A 13,672-nucleotide genomic window follows, 5' to 3' on the forward strand; every position below is an offset into this window, starting at 1 on the left:
TACATAACATTACAAGGCGGCAGATTGTGGGCAGTATCTATCTGATCAGGCACGGACAGGCATCACTTGGCGCAGCCAACTACGACGTCCTGTCCCCCCTCGGCATCCGCCAGTCACAGCTGTGCGGCGAACATTTCGGCGCGCTCGGCCTGCAGTTTGATGCCTGCTACGCCGGCACCCTGCAACGCCAGATCGATACCGCCCGCCACGCGCTCGACGCGATGAATCAGTCCTCCCTCGCGGTCCAGAGCGACGCCAGCTTTAACGAATACCACTCTGACCAGGTGCTTGAAAGCTACCTGCCGCAGGTGCTCGAAGCCATCCCCGACGCCGAGCACTACCTGAAGAACGCAGGACAGTTCCGCAAGGAGTTTCAGCGCGTATTCAGTCACGCCGTGACACTCTGGATCACCGACACCCGCGAGCGCCCGGGCTGTCCGTCCTGGCAGAGCTATGTCGAGCAAGTTGGCACAGGCCTGCGCCGGGTTATCGATGACAACCGCGGCAGCGGCCAGAACATCGCCGTATTCGCATCGGGCGGCACCATTACCGCCGCCCTGCAACTGATCACGCAAATGCCGGCCACCAGCGCCTTTGAGCTGAACTGGCAAATCGTGAATACCTCTGTAAGCCGCCTGCAGTACCGTGCAGACAAGCTGAGTCTGGCCTACTTCAACAGCCAGGCACATCTTGAGATTCACCGCCAACCCGAGTGGATCAGCTTCAGATGAGTCGCAGTGCGCATCCCGCGCCCTGCATTACCTAGCAAAGGAACCACCAATGACTACCGTTGCAGAAATCACCAGCCAAATGGAATCCAAGTTCAACTCAGCCGCTGCAGCCGGTCTGGATCTGGTATTCCAGTTCAACATCACCGACGACGAGAACTTCAACGTGACCGTCAAGGACGGCAGCTGCGCTGTAGCTCAGGGCGAAGCCGCCGATCCGAACGTGACCCTGATCATGGACAAGGAAACCCTGGTCGGCGTGATGACCGGTGAAACCGACGGCATGCAGGCCTTCATGGGCGGCAAACTGCGCGCCGAAGGCGACATGATGCTGGCACTCAAGCTGGGCGAACTGTTCCCGGCCTGATCCCATGCAGACCGGCAGGCCGCCGCTCATTGGCACCTGCCGGTCCCTGCACCACAATTGCACTTCGTACTGCAGACCTGCACCAGCAATCCTCACTTCTTCGCCTGCCCCCTGACCAAAAACTCAAAAAAACAATATAAACCTCTGTTTTTATTGATAAATAAAAAACAGGCACGACGATTGCTCTGTAAATACCAACTTGTATCCAAGATGGTATTCAGACATGACACAACAGACCCTCGGCTTTACCCTCTCCGACTGGCAACAGGCATATCAACAGGAAGGTCTCGCTCCTGCAGCAGTGCTCGGTGCCCTGCGCAACGAGCTGAGCACCGACGATAACGCCTGGATCAGCCTTGCCAACGAGGCCCAGCTCAACGAGCAGTTAGCCGCTCTGGATGAGCGCCTGCAACAGGTGGAAGGCAACGTCGCATCGCTGCCACTGTACGGCGTCCCCTTCGCGGTAAAGGACAACATCGACGCAGCTGGCTGGGACACCACTGCCGCCTGCCCGGCCTTCGCTCACCAGGCTAGTGCCGATGCCACCGTCGTTGCCCGCCTGCGCGCGGCAGGAGCCATTCTGATTGGCAAGACCAATCTGGACCAATTCGCCACCGGCCTGGTCGGCACCCGTTCCCCGTATGGCGCCGTCAGCAACAGCTTCAACGCCGATTACGTCAGCGGCGGCTCCAGCTCCGGCTCGGCCAGTGTGGTCGCCCGCGGTCTGGTACCCTTTGCGCTCGGCACCGACACCGCCGGGTCCGGCCGCGTGCCGGCCGGCTTCAACAATATTGTCGGCCTCAAACCGACCCGCGGCTGGCTCTCCAATACCGGACTGGTACCGGCCTGCCGAACCCTCGATTGCATCTCGGTATTCGCCCTGACTGTTGCCGACGCCCAGGCAGTCGCCACCATCGCCGGCGGCTTCGATCCCAGCGACGCCTACAGCCGCGCCAACCCCTGTAGCGCGCCGGTCGGCTTGCCGGTCAGGCCGAAACTGGCCATACCGGCCAATCCCGAGTTCTTCGACGACACGCAGATGCAGACATCCTATGAGGCAGCGCTCGAGAAGTGGCGCGCGTTTGGCGCAGAGCTGGTCGAGATTGACTTCAGCCCCTTTGCGGACCTGGCGGCACAGCTGTATCAGGGCTCGTGGGTGGCCGAACGCACCGTCGCTGTTGGCGAGATGGACCCGGATAAAATGGATCCGGTCGTACGCGGCATCGTCGACGGCGGTCATAAATACAGCGCCTGCGAGGCCTATCAGGCCGAATACATCCGTGCCGAGTTGTCACGCCAGATCAGCCTGATCCTGGCCGACTTTGATGCCCTGCTGGTGCCAACCTCGCCGACCATTCGCCGGATCAGCGAGATGGCGGAGGAACCGGTACTCTACAACAGCCAGTTCGGCACCTATACCAACTTCACCAACCTGGCCGACCTTTGCGCACTGGCCTTGCCCGCAGGGATGCGCGAAGACGGCCTGCCCGCCGGCGTCACCCTGATTGCACCGGCCTGGCACGATCACGCCCTGGCCGAGCTGGGCAAACGCTGGCAGCAAGCCCAGGCACTGCCACTGGGCGCAACCGGCAAGCCCTGTCCGGGTGCGCAACAGACTATTCAAGCGCCGGGTAGCGTGCGCGTAGCGGTGGTCGGCGCGCACCTGACCGGCATGCCGCTGAACTTCCAGCTGACCAGTCGCGACGCCGTGCTGGTCGAACAAACCCTGACCTGTCCGGATTACCGGCTGTATGCCCTGCCCGGCACCGTTCCGCCCAAGCCTGGTCTGGCGCGGGTTGCGCAGGATGGCGCACAGATTATTGTCGAGCTGTGGGATATCCCGCTGGCCCGCTTCGGGGAATTCGTCGCCGAGATTCCGCCGCCGCTGGGCATTGGCAACCTGCAGCTGGCAGATGGTCGCTGGGTGAAGGGCTTTATTTGTGAACCGGCCGCACTCGCCGACGCCCGCGACATTACCGCCTTCGGCGGCTGGCGTGCATTCATTGCCAGCCTCAGTGCAGCCTGAGCAGGTCACACCGTGCAACTGAGCCAGCCATCCAATACAGCAGCTCGGCGGGAGAACCTCGCCGAGCGCATCCACGCGCGGCTCAAGGAGGACATCTTGTCCTTCCGGCTGCTGCCCGGTGACCGCTTTTCCGAGGGCGAAATCGCCGCACGCATGAACGCCAGCCGCACACCGGTGCGCCAGGCACTCTACCAGCTTGAGCGCGAAGGCTATCTGGAGGTGCGTTTTCGCAGTGGCTGGCAGGTCAGAAGCTTCGACTTTACCCGCTTCGAGGAGCTCTATGACCTGCGCATCGTGCTGGAGATGGAAGCGCTCAGGCGTCTTTGCACCGGCCAGCCCGGCACGGCAGCAGAGCACATACTGAAAACCCTGCATGACACCTGGTGCGTAGCGCCCGCGCTGCGCACTGGTGACGGCCAGCAGGTGTTCGTCATGGATGAGCACTTTCACTGCCAACTGGTGGAAGCCGCCGGCAACGGCGAGATGACGCGTCTGCACGCCGAGATCTGCGAGCGCATACGCGTTGTTCGCAAACTGGATTTCGAGCGTGCCGAGCGGCTCGACAAGACCTGGGAAGAACATGGGCAAATCCTGCGGCACATTCGCGCCGGCGAACTGCAACAGGCCCAGCACCTGCTGACCGCGCACATAGAGGCAAGCAAGGCAGAAGTACGCAAAGTCACCCTGCACATGCTGCAACAAGCTCGCCAGCGCGCCCTGCAGGCAACAGACAGCATCCCTTCTGCGCCGGATACTCTCGCCCCCTCAGACACTCATTGATCAAGACAATGGCCGGCCAACACCGGACCTGATGCATTCCCGGTTTTCTTGTTCGCACCCTGCCACTGCTTTAAATTAGGCGACCAAGCCGTGTCGCAGACAGCCTTGCTATAAGCAACTGCCCGACACCCACTGACAGCCTCGTGAGCCGGGGCAGCACGACAACAAGGATTCATCATGGAAAAGACCCAACTGTTCGACCTCGACGGCAAAGTTGCCCTGGTAACCGGCGCCAGCCGCGGTATCGGCGAGGCGATTGCCAAGCTACTGGCCCAGCAGGGTGCGCACGTGATCATCTCCAGCCGCAAGATCGATGACTGCCAGGCCGTTGCCGACGCCATCGTCGCCGCCGGCGGCAAAGCCTCCGCACTCGCCTGCCACATCGGCGACATGGATCAGATCGTTGCCACCGTTGCCGCCATTCGCGAGCAGTTCGGCAAGCTGGATATCCTGGTTAACAACGCCGCTGCCAACCCCTACTTCGGCAACGTGCTGGACACCGATCTGGGCGCTTTCCAGAAGACCGTAGACGTCAACATCCGCGGCTACTTCTTCATGTCGGTTGAAGCGGGCAAACTGATGCGCGAAAACGGCGGCGGCAACATCCTCAACGTAGCCTCCGTCAACGGTGTGGTTCCCGGTCAGCTGCAGGGTATCTACTCGATCACCAAGGCAGCAGTCATCAACATGACCAAGGTATTCGCCAAGGAGTGCGCTCAGTTCGGCATTCGCTGCAACGCCCTGCTGCCGGGCCTGACCGACACCAAGTTCGCCTCCGCCCTGACTACCAACGACGCTATCCTCAAGCCGGCACTGCAGCGCATCCCGCTGGCCCGTGCAGCGGATCCGACCGAAATGGCAGGCACCGTGCTGTATCTGGTCAGCGACGCCTCAAGCTACACCACTGGCGCTGCGATCAACGTCGACGGCGGCATGCTCGCATAAACCTGCGGCATAAAGCAGAAAGGCTGCCCTGGGGCAGCCTTTTTTGTTTCCGCAACGGTATTACTGAAAGCGCTTGAGCGCGGCTTTGGCCTGTGTATTGAGCGGCTCGGGGGTCAAACCGGTCGGCCCGATTTCCAGCGAAAAGCGGGCGCCATCTACCAACGGAACAAAACGCACCTCGAAGGCGTCCGCATGCACCAGCGACGCGCCACCCACACGATCAAGCCACAGCCAAAGGTCACGCCAGACCGGCGTCGAGTTCAGATTCGCCGCCAGCGCAGAACTGGCCCCGCGCTGCTGCTCAAGGGCAAGATAACGACCCAGCAGGCGGTGCAGTCGATATCCATCTTCCAGACCAATCAGCGAAGCCAGCCCCTGCCAACGCAAAACCTGAACTTCCAGCTCCCACAGATCACCGGCCAGACGCACGCGCTGCTCGCCCGCCGAGGTCGTAATCACTGCATCGTATTGCTGGGGCGCAACCTGGGTAAAACTCAAGGTCCCTGCGGTGCCCTTGCCGTCAATGACACGGAAAGACTGGAGGTCCCAGGCCGCCAGCCCGAGAACCGCGGCCAGTGCCAGCGCTGCCAGCAGCAAATTGCCGCGCAGCCAACCCGCCAGCCAGCGCAGGCGCCAACCCTGACTCAACGTCAGCAGCACCAGAACGGCGGCAATGATTGCCGCAATCAGGGCCAATCCCGGAAATTGCATCGTGGCTCCTCGCCCGAATCAGCTTGGCACTGGCGGGGCTTCAACACCCGCCTGCCGCGCAAGATAGCAATCAATAAGCCAGCGCGAGATGGTGCCGCGCGGCGGTATCTTCGGCAACTCATCTATCGACCACCAGTGGGCCGCTTCAATCTCGCCCTCCTGAGGGATGATGTCGCCACCGGCATATTCGGCGTGGAAACCCAGCATCAGCGAATTGGGGAACGGCCAGCTCTGGCTGCCCAGGTACTCAAGGTTGCTGACCTCAAGATTGACCTCTTCCTTCACCTCGCGGTGCAGGCATTGCTCTACCGACTCGCCCGGCTCGATAAAACCGGCCAGCGTACTGAAAAATCCGGGAGGAAAGTGCGGAGAACGGGCCAGCAGAATCTCACTGCCACGGGTGATCAGCACAATGATGCAAGGTGCCAGCTTGGGATACTCGCGCCGCTCACAGCGCACGCACTCCATCGCCCGCTCCTCTTCACGCGGCTGCATGGGCTCGCCGCAGCAGCCGCAGAAACGGTGACTCTGATACCAGGCATTCAGTTGCTGGGCGACGCCCAACACACGAAACAGCTGATCGTCGACCTGCCCGACCAGCGTGCGCAGTCCGTGCCAACTCAGGCCCGGCATGTCCAGGCTGTCGCTCAGGTGAATCAGCTCGCAGGCCCGACCGTCGACCAGACCAAGAGGCAAACGGTGGCTCACATCGCCAAAGTACAACGCCTGATCCGGGTCATGCAGCAAGCTGCCGTCGTACATGGCAAATTGATTCTGATAAAACACCACGACCACGCCCTGCTGCTGCGCAGCAGCATCCAGGCGCGAGGCGGGTTGAAACACACGAAAGGATCTCATTCGGACGTATTCCCCGATACAGCGTATCCCAGCTCAGCCATGCTGTCCTCGGCCAGCGCCAGCACATCGCCTGAGGCTACCGTTGCACGCTCAGCTGACTCCAGATAGAACTCGATACTGGTCAAGGCATCGGCCAGCACCTCCAATTGCGCATCCGTCGGTACCTGCTTGCGCTCGAGCATGGTTTCACGGATGAAGTTCGCTGCCATGCTGATAATTCTGGCGGCACGCCCCATGCCCAGGAACAGCAGACCCCCGCGAACCGTCTCCAGCGAGGGTGGCACGTTGAGTAAATGCATGGCGTCGTTACCGGATTCCATGTACGCCGTGATGGACCGTTTCGCCAGTGCCAGGCCGGCTTGTGACTCCTCGATCAGAACGATGCGGGCCTCTTTCAGCTCCAGCGGTTCGGCAAACTCACCCTCGGCACCGGCAGCCGTATCGCCTGCGAAAGCCGAAGAGTCGAGTCGATTGACTGCTGTTTCAGCGCGCAACACCGCATCGGCGACCTGTTCCAGCACAGCAACGTCACCAGGCTGCCAACCGGCAAGACGACCGGAAATGGCGTGAATCGCCTCGGACTCGGCCTTGAGGTCAAGCATCGACAGCGTTTTCCACAGTCGCTCCAGTCCAGACGACAGGCTTTCCAGTGACTGTTCGGCATCCCCGGCATTGCGCGCCAACAGATCCAGCAGATCCTTCAGGGCGTTAACCTCTTCCCGCAACGCTTCGGCCACAGAGCGCATGACATCAATGCCGGGACCATGCAGCTTGGCAAAGGCGTCGTTCAACTCGTATTCGGTAAAGCCGGGATCCGGCAACTGATAGGCCGTGCTCACTTCGGCGCAACGATCACAACCGGCATCGGCCAGTGCAACGAGAAACAACAGCTCGCGCAACAGCCCTTCATTGAGTCGGTGCTCGGCGGCATTGAGCAGGGCTCCCCGAATTTCGCGATCCAGCAGCGCGAACAGGCGCTTGCGCGCGGGGGTCAGATTCAGCGGCGTTTGCTCAATGGCCTCCAGGGCCGCCCCGGCAACCCAGCACAGGGTCGCCATGCGTGAGGCAAGGCTGCCCTCAAAGCGTGCCAGCGCGCGCTGCATCAGCGGTACAGACGCCGCCAGCCCGTCATCGCGCAGCAACCCCAGCAGACCCAGTTGATACATCTGGCGCAGTCGGCCGGCGACCTTGGGTTCAACGGGCCCGGTTGCACCCTTGCGGAACCCGGCTGGCAAGCCGGCCACCGGCAGCGGATAAAAATGACTGTCAGGCAACGCGGGGACACCCGGCCGGTGCTGACGCATCTGATTGATCATCGGCAGCAGCAACTCGGGGCGTTCACGCCCCTGCTGGCGTGCCTGATCCAGATAGCGCTCCAGCAAAAACAGTGCATCGCACAACGACGACAGCGGCTCATTGCGCTCTTCCCCGTCGTGAACGGGAATATCCATCGCCAGACTGATCATCTCGTCCAGCAGCAATGCAGCGCCCTTGAGCTCTATCAAGGCCAGGGTACCGCGCAACTGCTGAAGCCCTTCGATGGACTGCTGCAGCAGGCTGCCGTCCTGACGATCCTCGAGGAACTGCTGCAACAGGTTTTCCACTTCACCCATGCTGGCGAAGAGTTCGTCCCTGACAAGATCCAGTGAAGTGGTACCGGTCAACATGGCATTCAGTCTCCCACCATCCCTGCGTAGCGCGGTTGTCGATCAGTCTGCAAACTCGGGCGTCTGCTTGCTCATATGCGCCATGACCGCAACCTTGAGGTCATCGGACTGCAGCATTGCGGCGTTCCAGGTCGCGATGTAGTTCAGGCCGTCTTCCACACTGTGGTCACGGGCAAAGCGGATCATTTCCTTGGTGCCACGAATAGCGAGCGGCGACTTGGAAGCAATTTCCTGGGCCAGCTCCATGACACCCGCCATCAGCTGGACGTGATCGCTCCAGGTACGATTGACCAGGCCGATACGGGCCGCCTCATGACCATCGACGAAGCGACCGGTATAGGCCAGCTCCCGCATCATGCCATCGCTGATAAGACGCGGCAAACGCTGAAGGGTGCCGACGTCTGCGGCCATCCCCATATCGATTTCCTTGATCGAGAAACTGGCGTCCTCGGTGCTGTAACGCATATCGCAGGCGGAGATCAGGTCAATCGCCCCACCGATGCAGTAGCCGTGAATAGCGGCGATGACCGGCTTGCGGCAGCGATCGATCACGTTGAAGGACTCTTGCAACTGCAGCACGTTGCGACGAATGGCCTCTGCCTTGCGGCCGATGTCCTTGTCCATGCCACTTGAGGCTTCGGCAAGCATCTGCAGGTCGATCCCCGCAGAGAAGTGTTTGCCCGCTCCGGATATCACAGCACAACGAACCTCGGGGGTTTCATCAACCCACTTGAAAACGTCGATGATCTCCAGCCAGAACGCGCGGTTCATGGCATTGATCTTCTCCGGGCGGTTGATCTGGATGTGGGCGACCTTGCCAACTTGCTCAACCAGCAGCGTCTCGTATTGCGACATATACGGCCTTTTTCTTGTAGGTAACAACCGGCACCTGACACGAATCCGATTCGAATCAAATACCACCTTGGACTATTTGCATTGGCATGACTATATCAAGCTGACACTCAAACTCCATAACCAATTACTCAGCAAGCTCGCCTAAGATACTGAAAATGCGACGCGCTTGGACTACCAGGCAGCTTCCAAAGTAGGGCAAACAAAGACCTGCGTCGGGGCAGCCATGAAGGAAGCAGTAGTTTATGCTTGCCTCGGGTCAGCGAGAGCATGTCGAACAGCCCCCTTGCCGGAACGGCAGACAAGGGGGCTGTTCGACACACTTTCCCCTAATAGAAACAGGACCTTCACCATGTCTGAAGCCATGTTGCCGGCGCTGGCGCACAACTTTCTGGGCCAGGCGCCCGGCTGGTACAAGCGCACCATCATTGCCTTCCTGCTGCTCAACCCCCTCGCAATGTGGCTGCTGGGCCCTTACATGACCGGCTGGCTGCTGATCATCGAGTTCATCTTCACCCTGGCGATGGCGCTTAAATGCTACCCATTGCTGCCCGGCGGCCTGCTCGCACTGGAAGCCCTAGCCATCGGTATGACCTCACCGGAAGCCCTCTACAAGGAGGTGCTCGGAAATTTCCCGGTGATTCTGCTGCTGATGTTCATGGTCGCCGGCATCTATTTCATGAAGGACCTGCTGCTGCTGACCTTCACCAAGCTGATCCTTGGGGTGCGTTCCAAATCGACCCTTGCGCTGCTGTTCAGTCTGGTCGCCGCAGTGCTTTCGGCCTTCCTCGACGCACTCACGGTAACCGCAGTGATCATCACCGTCGCTGTCGGCTTTTACGGTGTGTATCACAAGGTGGCCTCAGCCGGCCCGAGCGAAGGCGCCAGCGTTGACCCCGACGAAAACCCGCTGCACCGCGAGCACCTGGAAGAGTTCCGTGCCTTTCTGCGCAGTCTGCTGATGCACGGCGCGGTCGGCACTGCTCTGGGCGGTGTGTGCACGCTGGTCGGTGAGCCTCAGAATCTGCTGATCGCAGGTGTTGCCGGCTGGGACTTTATTCAGTTCTTCACCCTGATGGCCCCGGTCAGCATGCCGGTGCTGGCCGCCGGCCTGCTGACCTGCCTGCTGCTGGAGAAAACCAGCTGGTTCGGTTACGGCGCACGCCTGCCTCGCCCGGTTCGCAGGGTGCTTGAGGACTTTGCCGCCGCCGAGCAGGCCAAGCGCCGGGCGCCGCAAAAAGCCGCCCTGCTGATTCAGGCCATCGCTGCCGTGCTGCTGGTCATTGGCCTGGCACTGCACCTGGCTGAAGTCGGCTTTATCGGTCTGATGGTGATCATCCTGATTGCCTCGTTCAACGGCATCATTGACGAACACCAGATCGGCAAATCCTTCCAGGAAGCCCTGCCGTTCACCTCGCTGCTGGTCGTGTTCTTTGCCATCGTGGCGGTGATCCACGAGCAGCACCTGTTCAGCCCGATCATCCACGCGGTACTGGCATTGCCACCCGAACAACAGCCCAGCATGTTCTTTATCGCCAACGGTGTACTGTCGATGATCAGCGATAACGTGTTCGTGGCCACCGTCTACATCAGCGAGGTCAAACAGAGTCTGGATGCGGGTGAAATCACCCGCGCCCAATTCGAGCAACTGGCAATCGCCATCAACACCGGCACCAATCTGCCGAGTGTTGCCACCCCGAACGGCCAGGCCGCCTTCCTGTTCCTGCTGACCTCGGCGATCGCGCCGCTGGTGCGTCTATCCTATGGCCGCATGGTATTCATGGCCCTGCCCTACACCCTGGTGCTGGGGGGCGTCGGCCTGATTGCCGTGACCTGGTGGCTGTAGAAACAAGAATGCCCCGCTGATGTCAGCGGGGCATTCTTTTACGTCAGCACTTACTCAGCTCACTGCTCGGGCGCACCGCGCCACAGGGCAAACCCCGCCGACTTCTCGACCGCCGCCAGGCGCTGATCATGGGCCTCCAGCTCTTCGGCGCTGGCACGCAGCACCCGCAGCTGTTCGCGCAGAGCAGGGTCTATCCGCCGAATCGCGCTCACCGAGCTGCCATCCCCACCCTCACCCTGACCGTGTGCTGCCAGCGACAGCGCCGTCTGGCCACCGGTCATGGTCAGGTAAACGTCGGCAAGAATCTCGGCGTCGAGCAAGGCGCCGTGCAGCTCGCGCTGCGAGTTGTCTACCCCGTAGCGCTTGCACAGCGCATCCAGGCTGTTGCGCTGACCGGGGTGTTTCTCCCGCGCCATGGCCAGGGTGTCGAGTACGCTGCAGTGATCGGCAATCAGGCCATGCCCGCGATTGAGGCGGGTCAGCTCGCTGTCCAGAAAGCCGACGTCAAACGCGGCGTTATGGATGACCAGCCGCGCGCCGCTGATAAAGTTCATGAAATCATCGGCGATATCGGCAAACACCGGCTTGTCGGCGAGAAACTCCAGCGAAATCCCGTGAACGGCCTGCGCGCCTTCGTCAATCTCACGCTGCGGATTGATATACACATGGTAGTGACGGCCGGTCAGGCGTCGATCAATGACCTCGACACAGCCGATCTCGATGATCCGGTGACCTTCCTTGTGCTCGATACCCGTCGTTTCGGTATCCAGAACCACTTCACGCATGCTCAGCCCTTCCGTTCTTTCAACACGTGTTCAACACCGAGGTTGGCCAACTGGTCGGCCAGCTCGTTTTCCGGGTGGCCGGTATGACCGCGCACCCAACGCCACTCAATCTCATGCTGACTGACCAGCGCATCGAGCTGCTGCCAGAGATCCACATTCTTGACCGGCTGCTTGCTGGCGGTCTGCCAGTTGCGCTTCTTCCAGTTGGGCATCCACTCGCGGACCCCTTTCATGACGTACTGCGAGTCGGTGGTCAACACCACCGAAGCCGGACGCTTGAGCGCCTCCAGTCCGCGAATGGCAGCCGTCAGCTCCATGCGGTTATTGGTGGTCTCCGGCTCACCGCCGTACAGGCGCTTCTCGTGCGGCCCCAGCCGCAGCAGCACGCCCCAGCCGCCGGGGCCGGGATTACCCTTGCATGCCCCGTCGGTATAGATCTCGATTGCTTGACTCATCTACCTTCCCGTTTGTGCGCCCGCCGGCTGCCCGCTGCCAGAGGGGGCATCGTCAACGCCGGAAACACCCGCCCGCGCTCACGCTGCGGCGTTATTCCAAGCATCTGGCGCCGCGCCAGCAGACAATAGAAACCGCCCCCCGGCAGACAGCGACGCTGCCCCAGCGACTCCATGAAATCGAGACGTTGTAACCAGGTGGAGGATGCGAGCGGCGGACGATAGCACCCATCGATGCGTTTCTCCACCGCAAAGCCGAGCAGCTCCAGCCAATCGACCAGCCGGGCCGGACTGACGAACCCCGCCTCGCCAAACCAGCTGCGGCCAAAATAGTGCTGCCAGCCCCAGGTACTCATCGGATTGAAGCCAAAGATCAGCAGATGACCGCCGGCACGCACCGCCTGACTTGCCTCGCGCAGCAACGCCCTCGGCGACAGACTGAAATCCAGCCCGTGATGCAGCACCACCACATCCAGGGCCTGCGGCGCAAACGGCCAGCAGGCCTCATCCACCGCGATACTCTCGCCCTGGCTGAGCATATCCAGATGCCAGCAGTGACGCAGCACCTTGACCTCCGGTGCCAACAGGCCCGGGGCCAGGCCGTACTGAACCAGATGCTGCCCAAAGCAATTGGGCAGCAACTCGCGCTGCGCGCTGCACTCGGCCTGCAACAGCATGCGTCCGGCCGGCTGCTCCAGCCATTGCCGTGCCTCCTGCAGCAGACGCAACATGTCCGCCTGACTGATCGAGCGCTTGGCTTCGCTGATCTCCATTACCTCTCCACGGTACTTGCCATCGACACAATTCGCTAAGATAGCTCTACACGTTAAGGAAAAGCTGCCTCATGTCCACCTTTATCGCGCTACCCGCTTTCAATGACAACTACATCTGGCTGCTGGTCGACGAACAACGCCAACAGGTTGCCGCCGTCGATCCCGGTGACGCCAAGCCGGTCATCGCCTGGCTGGGCCGCCACCCGGAATACAGCCTGAGCCATGTACTGGTCACCCATCACCATCCTGACCACGTCGGCGGCATCAACGCACTCAAGGCCGGCACAGAATGCAAGGTCTGGGGCACCGCCGCCGAAACCATCCCCGGCCGTGATCGCGCCCTGAACGACGGCGACCGCGTTACCCTGTTCAGCCACACACTCGAGGTGATCGCTGTACCCGGCCATACCCTCGGCCACATTGCCTTCTTCTGCGACAACACAGGTGACCCCTGGCTGCTCAGTGGTGACACCCTGTTCGCGGGGGGCTGCGGCAGGCTGTTCGAGGGCACCGCCGAGCAAATGCACCAGTCGCTGTCGCGTCTCGCTGCACTGCCCGACAACACCCGCATTTACTGCGCCCATGAATACACCCAGTCCAATCTGCGCTTTGCCCGAGCGGTCGAGCCCGACAACACCGATATCAAGATTCGACTGGAGGTCGTGGATGACCTGCGCGCGGCCGGTCGCATGACACTGCCAACCGACCTGGCACTGGAAAAACGCACCAACCCCTTCCTGCGCTCTGACTGCGACGCTGTGACGCAAGCGGCCAGCCAGCAGACCGGCGCAGCCGTGGCACCCGGGGTTGAGACGTTCGCCGCAATTCGGGCCTGGAAAGACCGCTTCTGACCGAAGGCGCCTTGACCCTCCCCCGACTGGT

At 61.2% G+C, this 13,672-nt stretch carries 14 protein-coding genes; 7 read left to right on the top strand and 7 right to left on the bottom strand.

Features of this window, described 5'->3' with window-relative positions; genetic code table 11:
• The first annotated feature begins 26 nt into the window (after positions 1-26).
• The 5 genes from AC13EY_RS17460 to AC13EY_RS17480 all read left to right on the top strand — a co-directional run bounded on the left by AC13EY_RS17460 (position 27) and on the right by AC13EY_RS17480 (position 4,846).
• Positions 27-731, top strand: coding sequence for a histidine phosphatase family protein (locus AC13EY_RS17460; RefSeq protein WP_233049395.1), 705 nt, complete (start codon positions 27-29; stop codon positions 729-731).
• Between the two features lie 49 nt (positions 732-780).
• Positions 781-1,095, top strand: coding sequence for an SCP2 sterol-binding domain-containing protein (locus tag AC13EY_RS17465; protein ID WP_088276529.1), 315 nt, complete (start codon positions 781-783; stop codon positions 1,093-1,095).
• Positions 1,096-1,318: 223 nt separating this feature from the next.
• Positions 1,319-3,121 carry an allophanate hydrolase gene (gene atzF / locus AC13EY_RS17470; protein ID WP_474121688.1) on the top strand — a complete coding sequence of 601 codons (1,803 nt, stop codon included), beginning with the start codon at positions 1,319-1,321 and terminating at the stop codon, positions 3,119-3,121.
• A 12-nt stretch (positions 3,122-3,133) separates the two neighbouring features.
• Complete coding sequence (locus AC13EY_RS17475) at positions 3,134-3,901, top strand: GntR family transcriptional regulator (RefSeq protein ID WP_228246711.1); 768 nt, start codon at positions 3,134-3,136, stop codon at positions 3,899-3,901.
• Positions 3,902-4,078: 177 nt separating this feature from the next.
• Entirely contained in the window at positions 4,079-4,846 is a 768-nt protein-coding gene (locus AC13EY_RS17480; RefSeq protein ID WP_088276532.1) for an SDR family oxidoreductase, read from the top strand.
• 60 nt (positions 4,847-4,906) lie between these two features.
• Here AC13EY_RS17480 and AC13EY_RS17485 read toward each other — a convergent pair whose 3' ends face one another.
• Genes AC13EY_RS17485 through AC13EY_RS17500 form a run of 4 tightly spaced genes read right to left on the bottom strand, consistent with a single transcriptional unit; the run spans position 4,907 to position 8,937 of the window.
• Complete coding sequence (locus AC13EY_RS17485; protein WP_228246712.1) at positions 4,907-5,557, bottom strand: hypothetical protein; 651 nt, start codon at positions 5,555-5,557, stop codon at positions 4,907-4,909.
• Between the two features lie 18 nt (positions 5,558-5,575).
• Entirely contained in the window at positions 5,576-6,415 is an 840-nt protein-coding gene (gene nudC / locus AC13EY_RS17490) for an NAD(+) diphosphatase (protein WP_482876965.1), read from the bottom strand.
• Complete coding sequence (locus tag AC13EY_RS17495; RefSeq protein WP_088276536.1) at positions 6,412-8,082, bottom strand: FimL-related protein; 1,671 nt, start codon at positions 8,080-8,082, stop codon at positions 6,412-6,414. The genes nudC and AC13EY_RS17495 overlap by 4 nt, the downstream gene beginning before the upstream one ends.
• A gap of 42 nt (positions 8,083-8,124) precedes the next feature.
• Positions 8,125-8,937 (bottom strand): crotonase/enoyl-CoA hydratase family protein, encoded by an 813-nt coding sequence (locus AC13EY_RS17500; RefSeq protein ID WP_285677725.1) that lies wholly within the window; start codon positions 8,935-8,937, stop codon positions 8,125-8,127.
• A 349-nt stretch (positions 8,938-9,286) separates the two neighbouring features.
• On the opposite strand from AC13EY_RS17500, the gene nhaB reads away from it, so the two are divergent.
• Positions 9,287-10,780: a sodium/proton antiporter NhaB gene (gene nhaB / locus AC13EY_RS17505; RefSeq protein WP_228246716.1), complete on the top strand. Its 1,494-nt coding sequence runs from the start codon at positions 9,287-9,289 to the stop codon at positions 10,778-10,780.
• 59 nt (positions 10,781-10,839) lie between these two features.
• Here the strand turns inward: nhaB and dnaQ are convergent, their stop codons facing one another.
• The 3 genes from dnaQ to AC13EY_RS17520 are packed head-to-tail and all read right to left on the bottom strand — an operon-like array spanning position 10,840 to position 12,790.
• Positions 10,840-11,565 carry a DNA polymerase III subunit epsilon gene (gene dnaQ, locus AC13EY_RS17510; RefSeq protein WP_088276539.1) on the bottom strand — a complete coding sequence of 242 codons (726 nt, stop codon included), beginning with the start codon at positions 11,563-11,565 and terminating at the stop codon, positions 10,840-10,842.
• Positions 11,566-11,567: 2 nt separating this feature from the next.
• A complete protein-coding gene (gene rnhA, locus AC13EY_RS17515; RefSeq protein WP_088276540.1) occupies positions 11,568-12,020 on the bottom strand; it encodes a ribonuclease HI in 453 nt (150 codons plus the stop codon).
• Positions 12,017-12,790: a class I SAM-dependent methyltransferase gene (locus AC13EY_RS17520; protein WP_482876968.1), complete on the bottom strand. Its 774-nt coding sequence runs from the start codon at positions 12,788-12,790 to the stop codon at positions 12,017-12,019. Before AC13EY_RS17520 ends, rnhA begins: the two co-directional genes overlap by 4 nt.
• Before the next feature lie 71 nt (positions 12,791-12,861).
• On the opposite strand from AC13EY_RS17520, the gene gloB reads away from it, so the two are divergent.
• Positions 12,862-13,641, top strand: a complete 780-nt coding sequence (gloB, locus tag AC13EY_RS17525) for a hydroxyacylglutathione hydrolase (RefSeq protein ID WP_482876970.1) — start codon at positions 12,862-12,864, stop codon at positions 13,639-13,641.
• The last annotated feature ends 31 nt before the right edge of the window (positions 13,642-13,672 follow it).

Source organism: Halopseudomonas sp. L-58, from assembly GCF_056859475.1.

Excerpts from the sequence above, each read along its gene's own strand:
- AC13EY_RS17495 (WP_088276536.1), bottom strand. The coding sequence starts at position 8,082 with ATGTTGACCGGTACCACTTCACTGGATCTTGTCAGGGACGAACTCTTC.
- rnhA (WP_088276540.1), bottom strand. The coding sequence starts at position 12,020 with ATGAGTCAAGCAATCGAGATCTATACCGACGGGGCATGCAAGGGTAAT.
- dnaQ (WP_088276539.1), bottom strand. The coding sequence starts at position 11,565 with ATGCGTGAAGTGGTTCTGGATACCGAAACGACGGGTATCGAGCACAAG.
- gloB (WP_482876970.1), top strand. The coding sequence starts at position 12,862 with ATGTCCACCTTTATCGCGCTACCCGCTTTCAATGACAACTACATCTGG.
- AC13EY_RS17480 (WP_088276532.1), top strand. The coding sequence starts at position 4,079 with ATGGAAAAGACCCAACTGTTCGACCTCGACGGCAAAGTTGCCCTGGTA.
- AC13EY_RS17485 (WP_228246712.1), bottom strand. The coding sequence starts at position 5,557 with ATGCAATTTCCGGGATTGGCCCTGATTGCGGCAATCATTGCCGCCGTT.
- nhaB (WP_228246716.1), top strand. The coding sequence starts at position 9,287 with ATGTCTGAAGCCATGTTGCCGGCGCTGGCGCACAACTTTCTGGGCCAG.
- atzF (WP_474121688.1), top strand. The coding sequence starts at position 1,319 with ATGACACAACAGACCCTCGGCTTTACCCTCTCCGACTGGCAACAGGCA.
- nudC (WP_482876965.1), bottom strand. The coding sequence starts at position 6,415 with ATGAGATCCTTTCGTGTGTTTCAACCCGCCTCGCGCCTGGATGCTGCT.
- AC13EY_RS17520 (WP_482876968.1), bottom strand. The coding sequence starts at position 12,790 with ATGGAGATCAGCGAAGCCAAGCGCTCGATCAGTCAGGCGGACATGTTG.
- AC13EY_RS17500 (WP_285677725.1), bottom strand. The coding sequence starts at position 8,937 with ATGTCGCAATACGAGACGCTGCTGGTTGAGCAAGTTGGCAAGGTCGCC.
- AC13EY_RS17465 (WP_088276529.1), top strand. The coding sequence starts at position 781 with ATGACTACCGTTGCAGAAATCACCAGCCAAATGGAATCCAAGTTCAAC.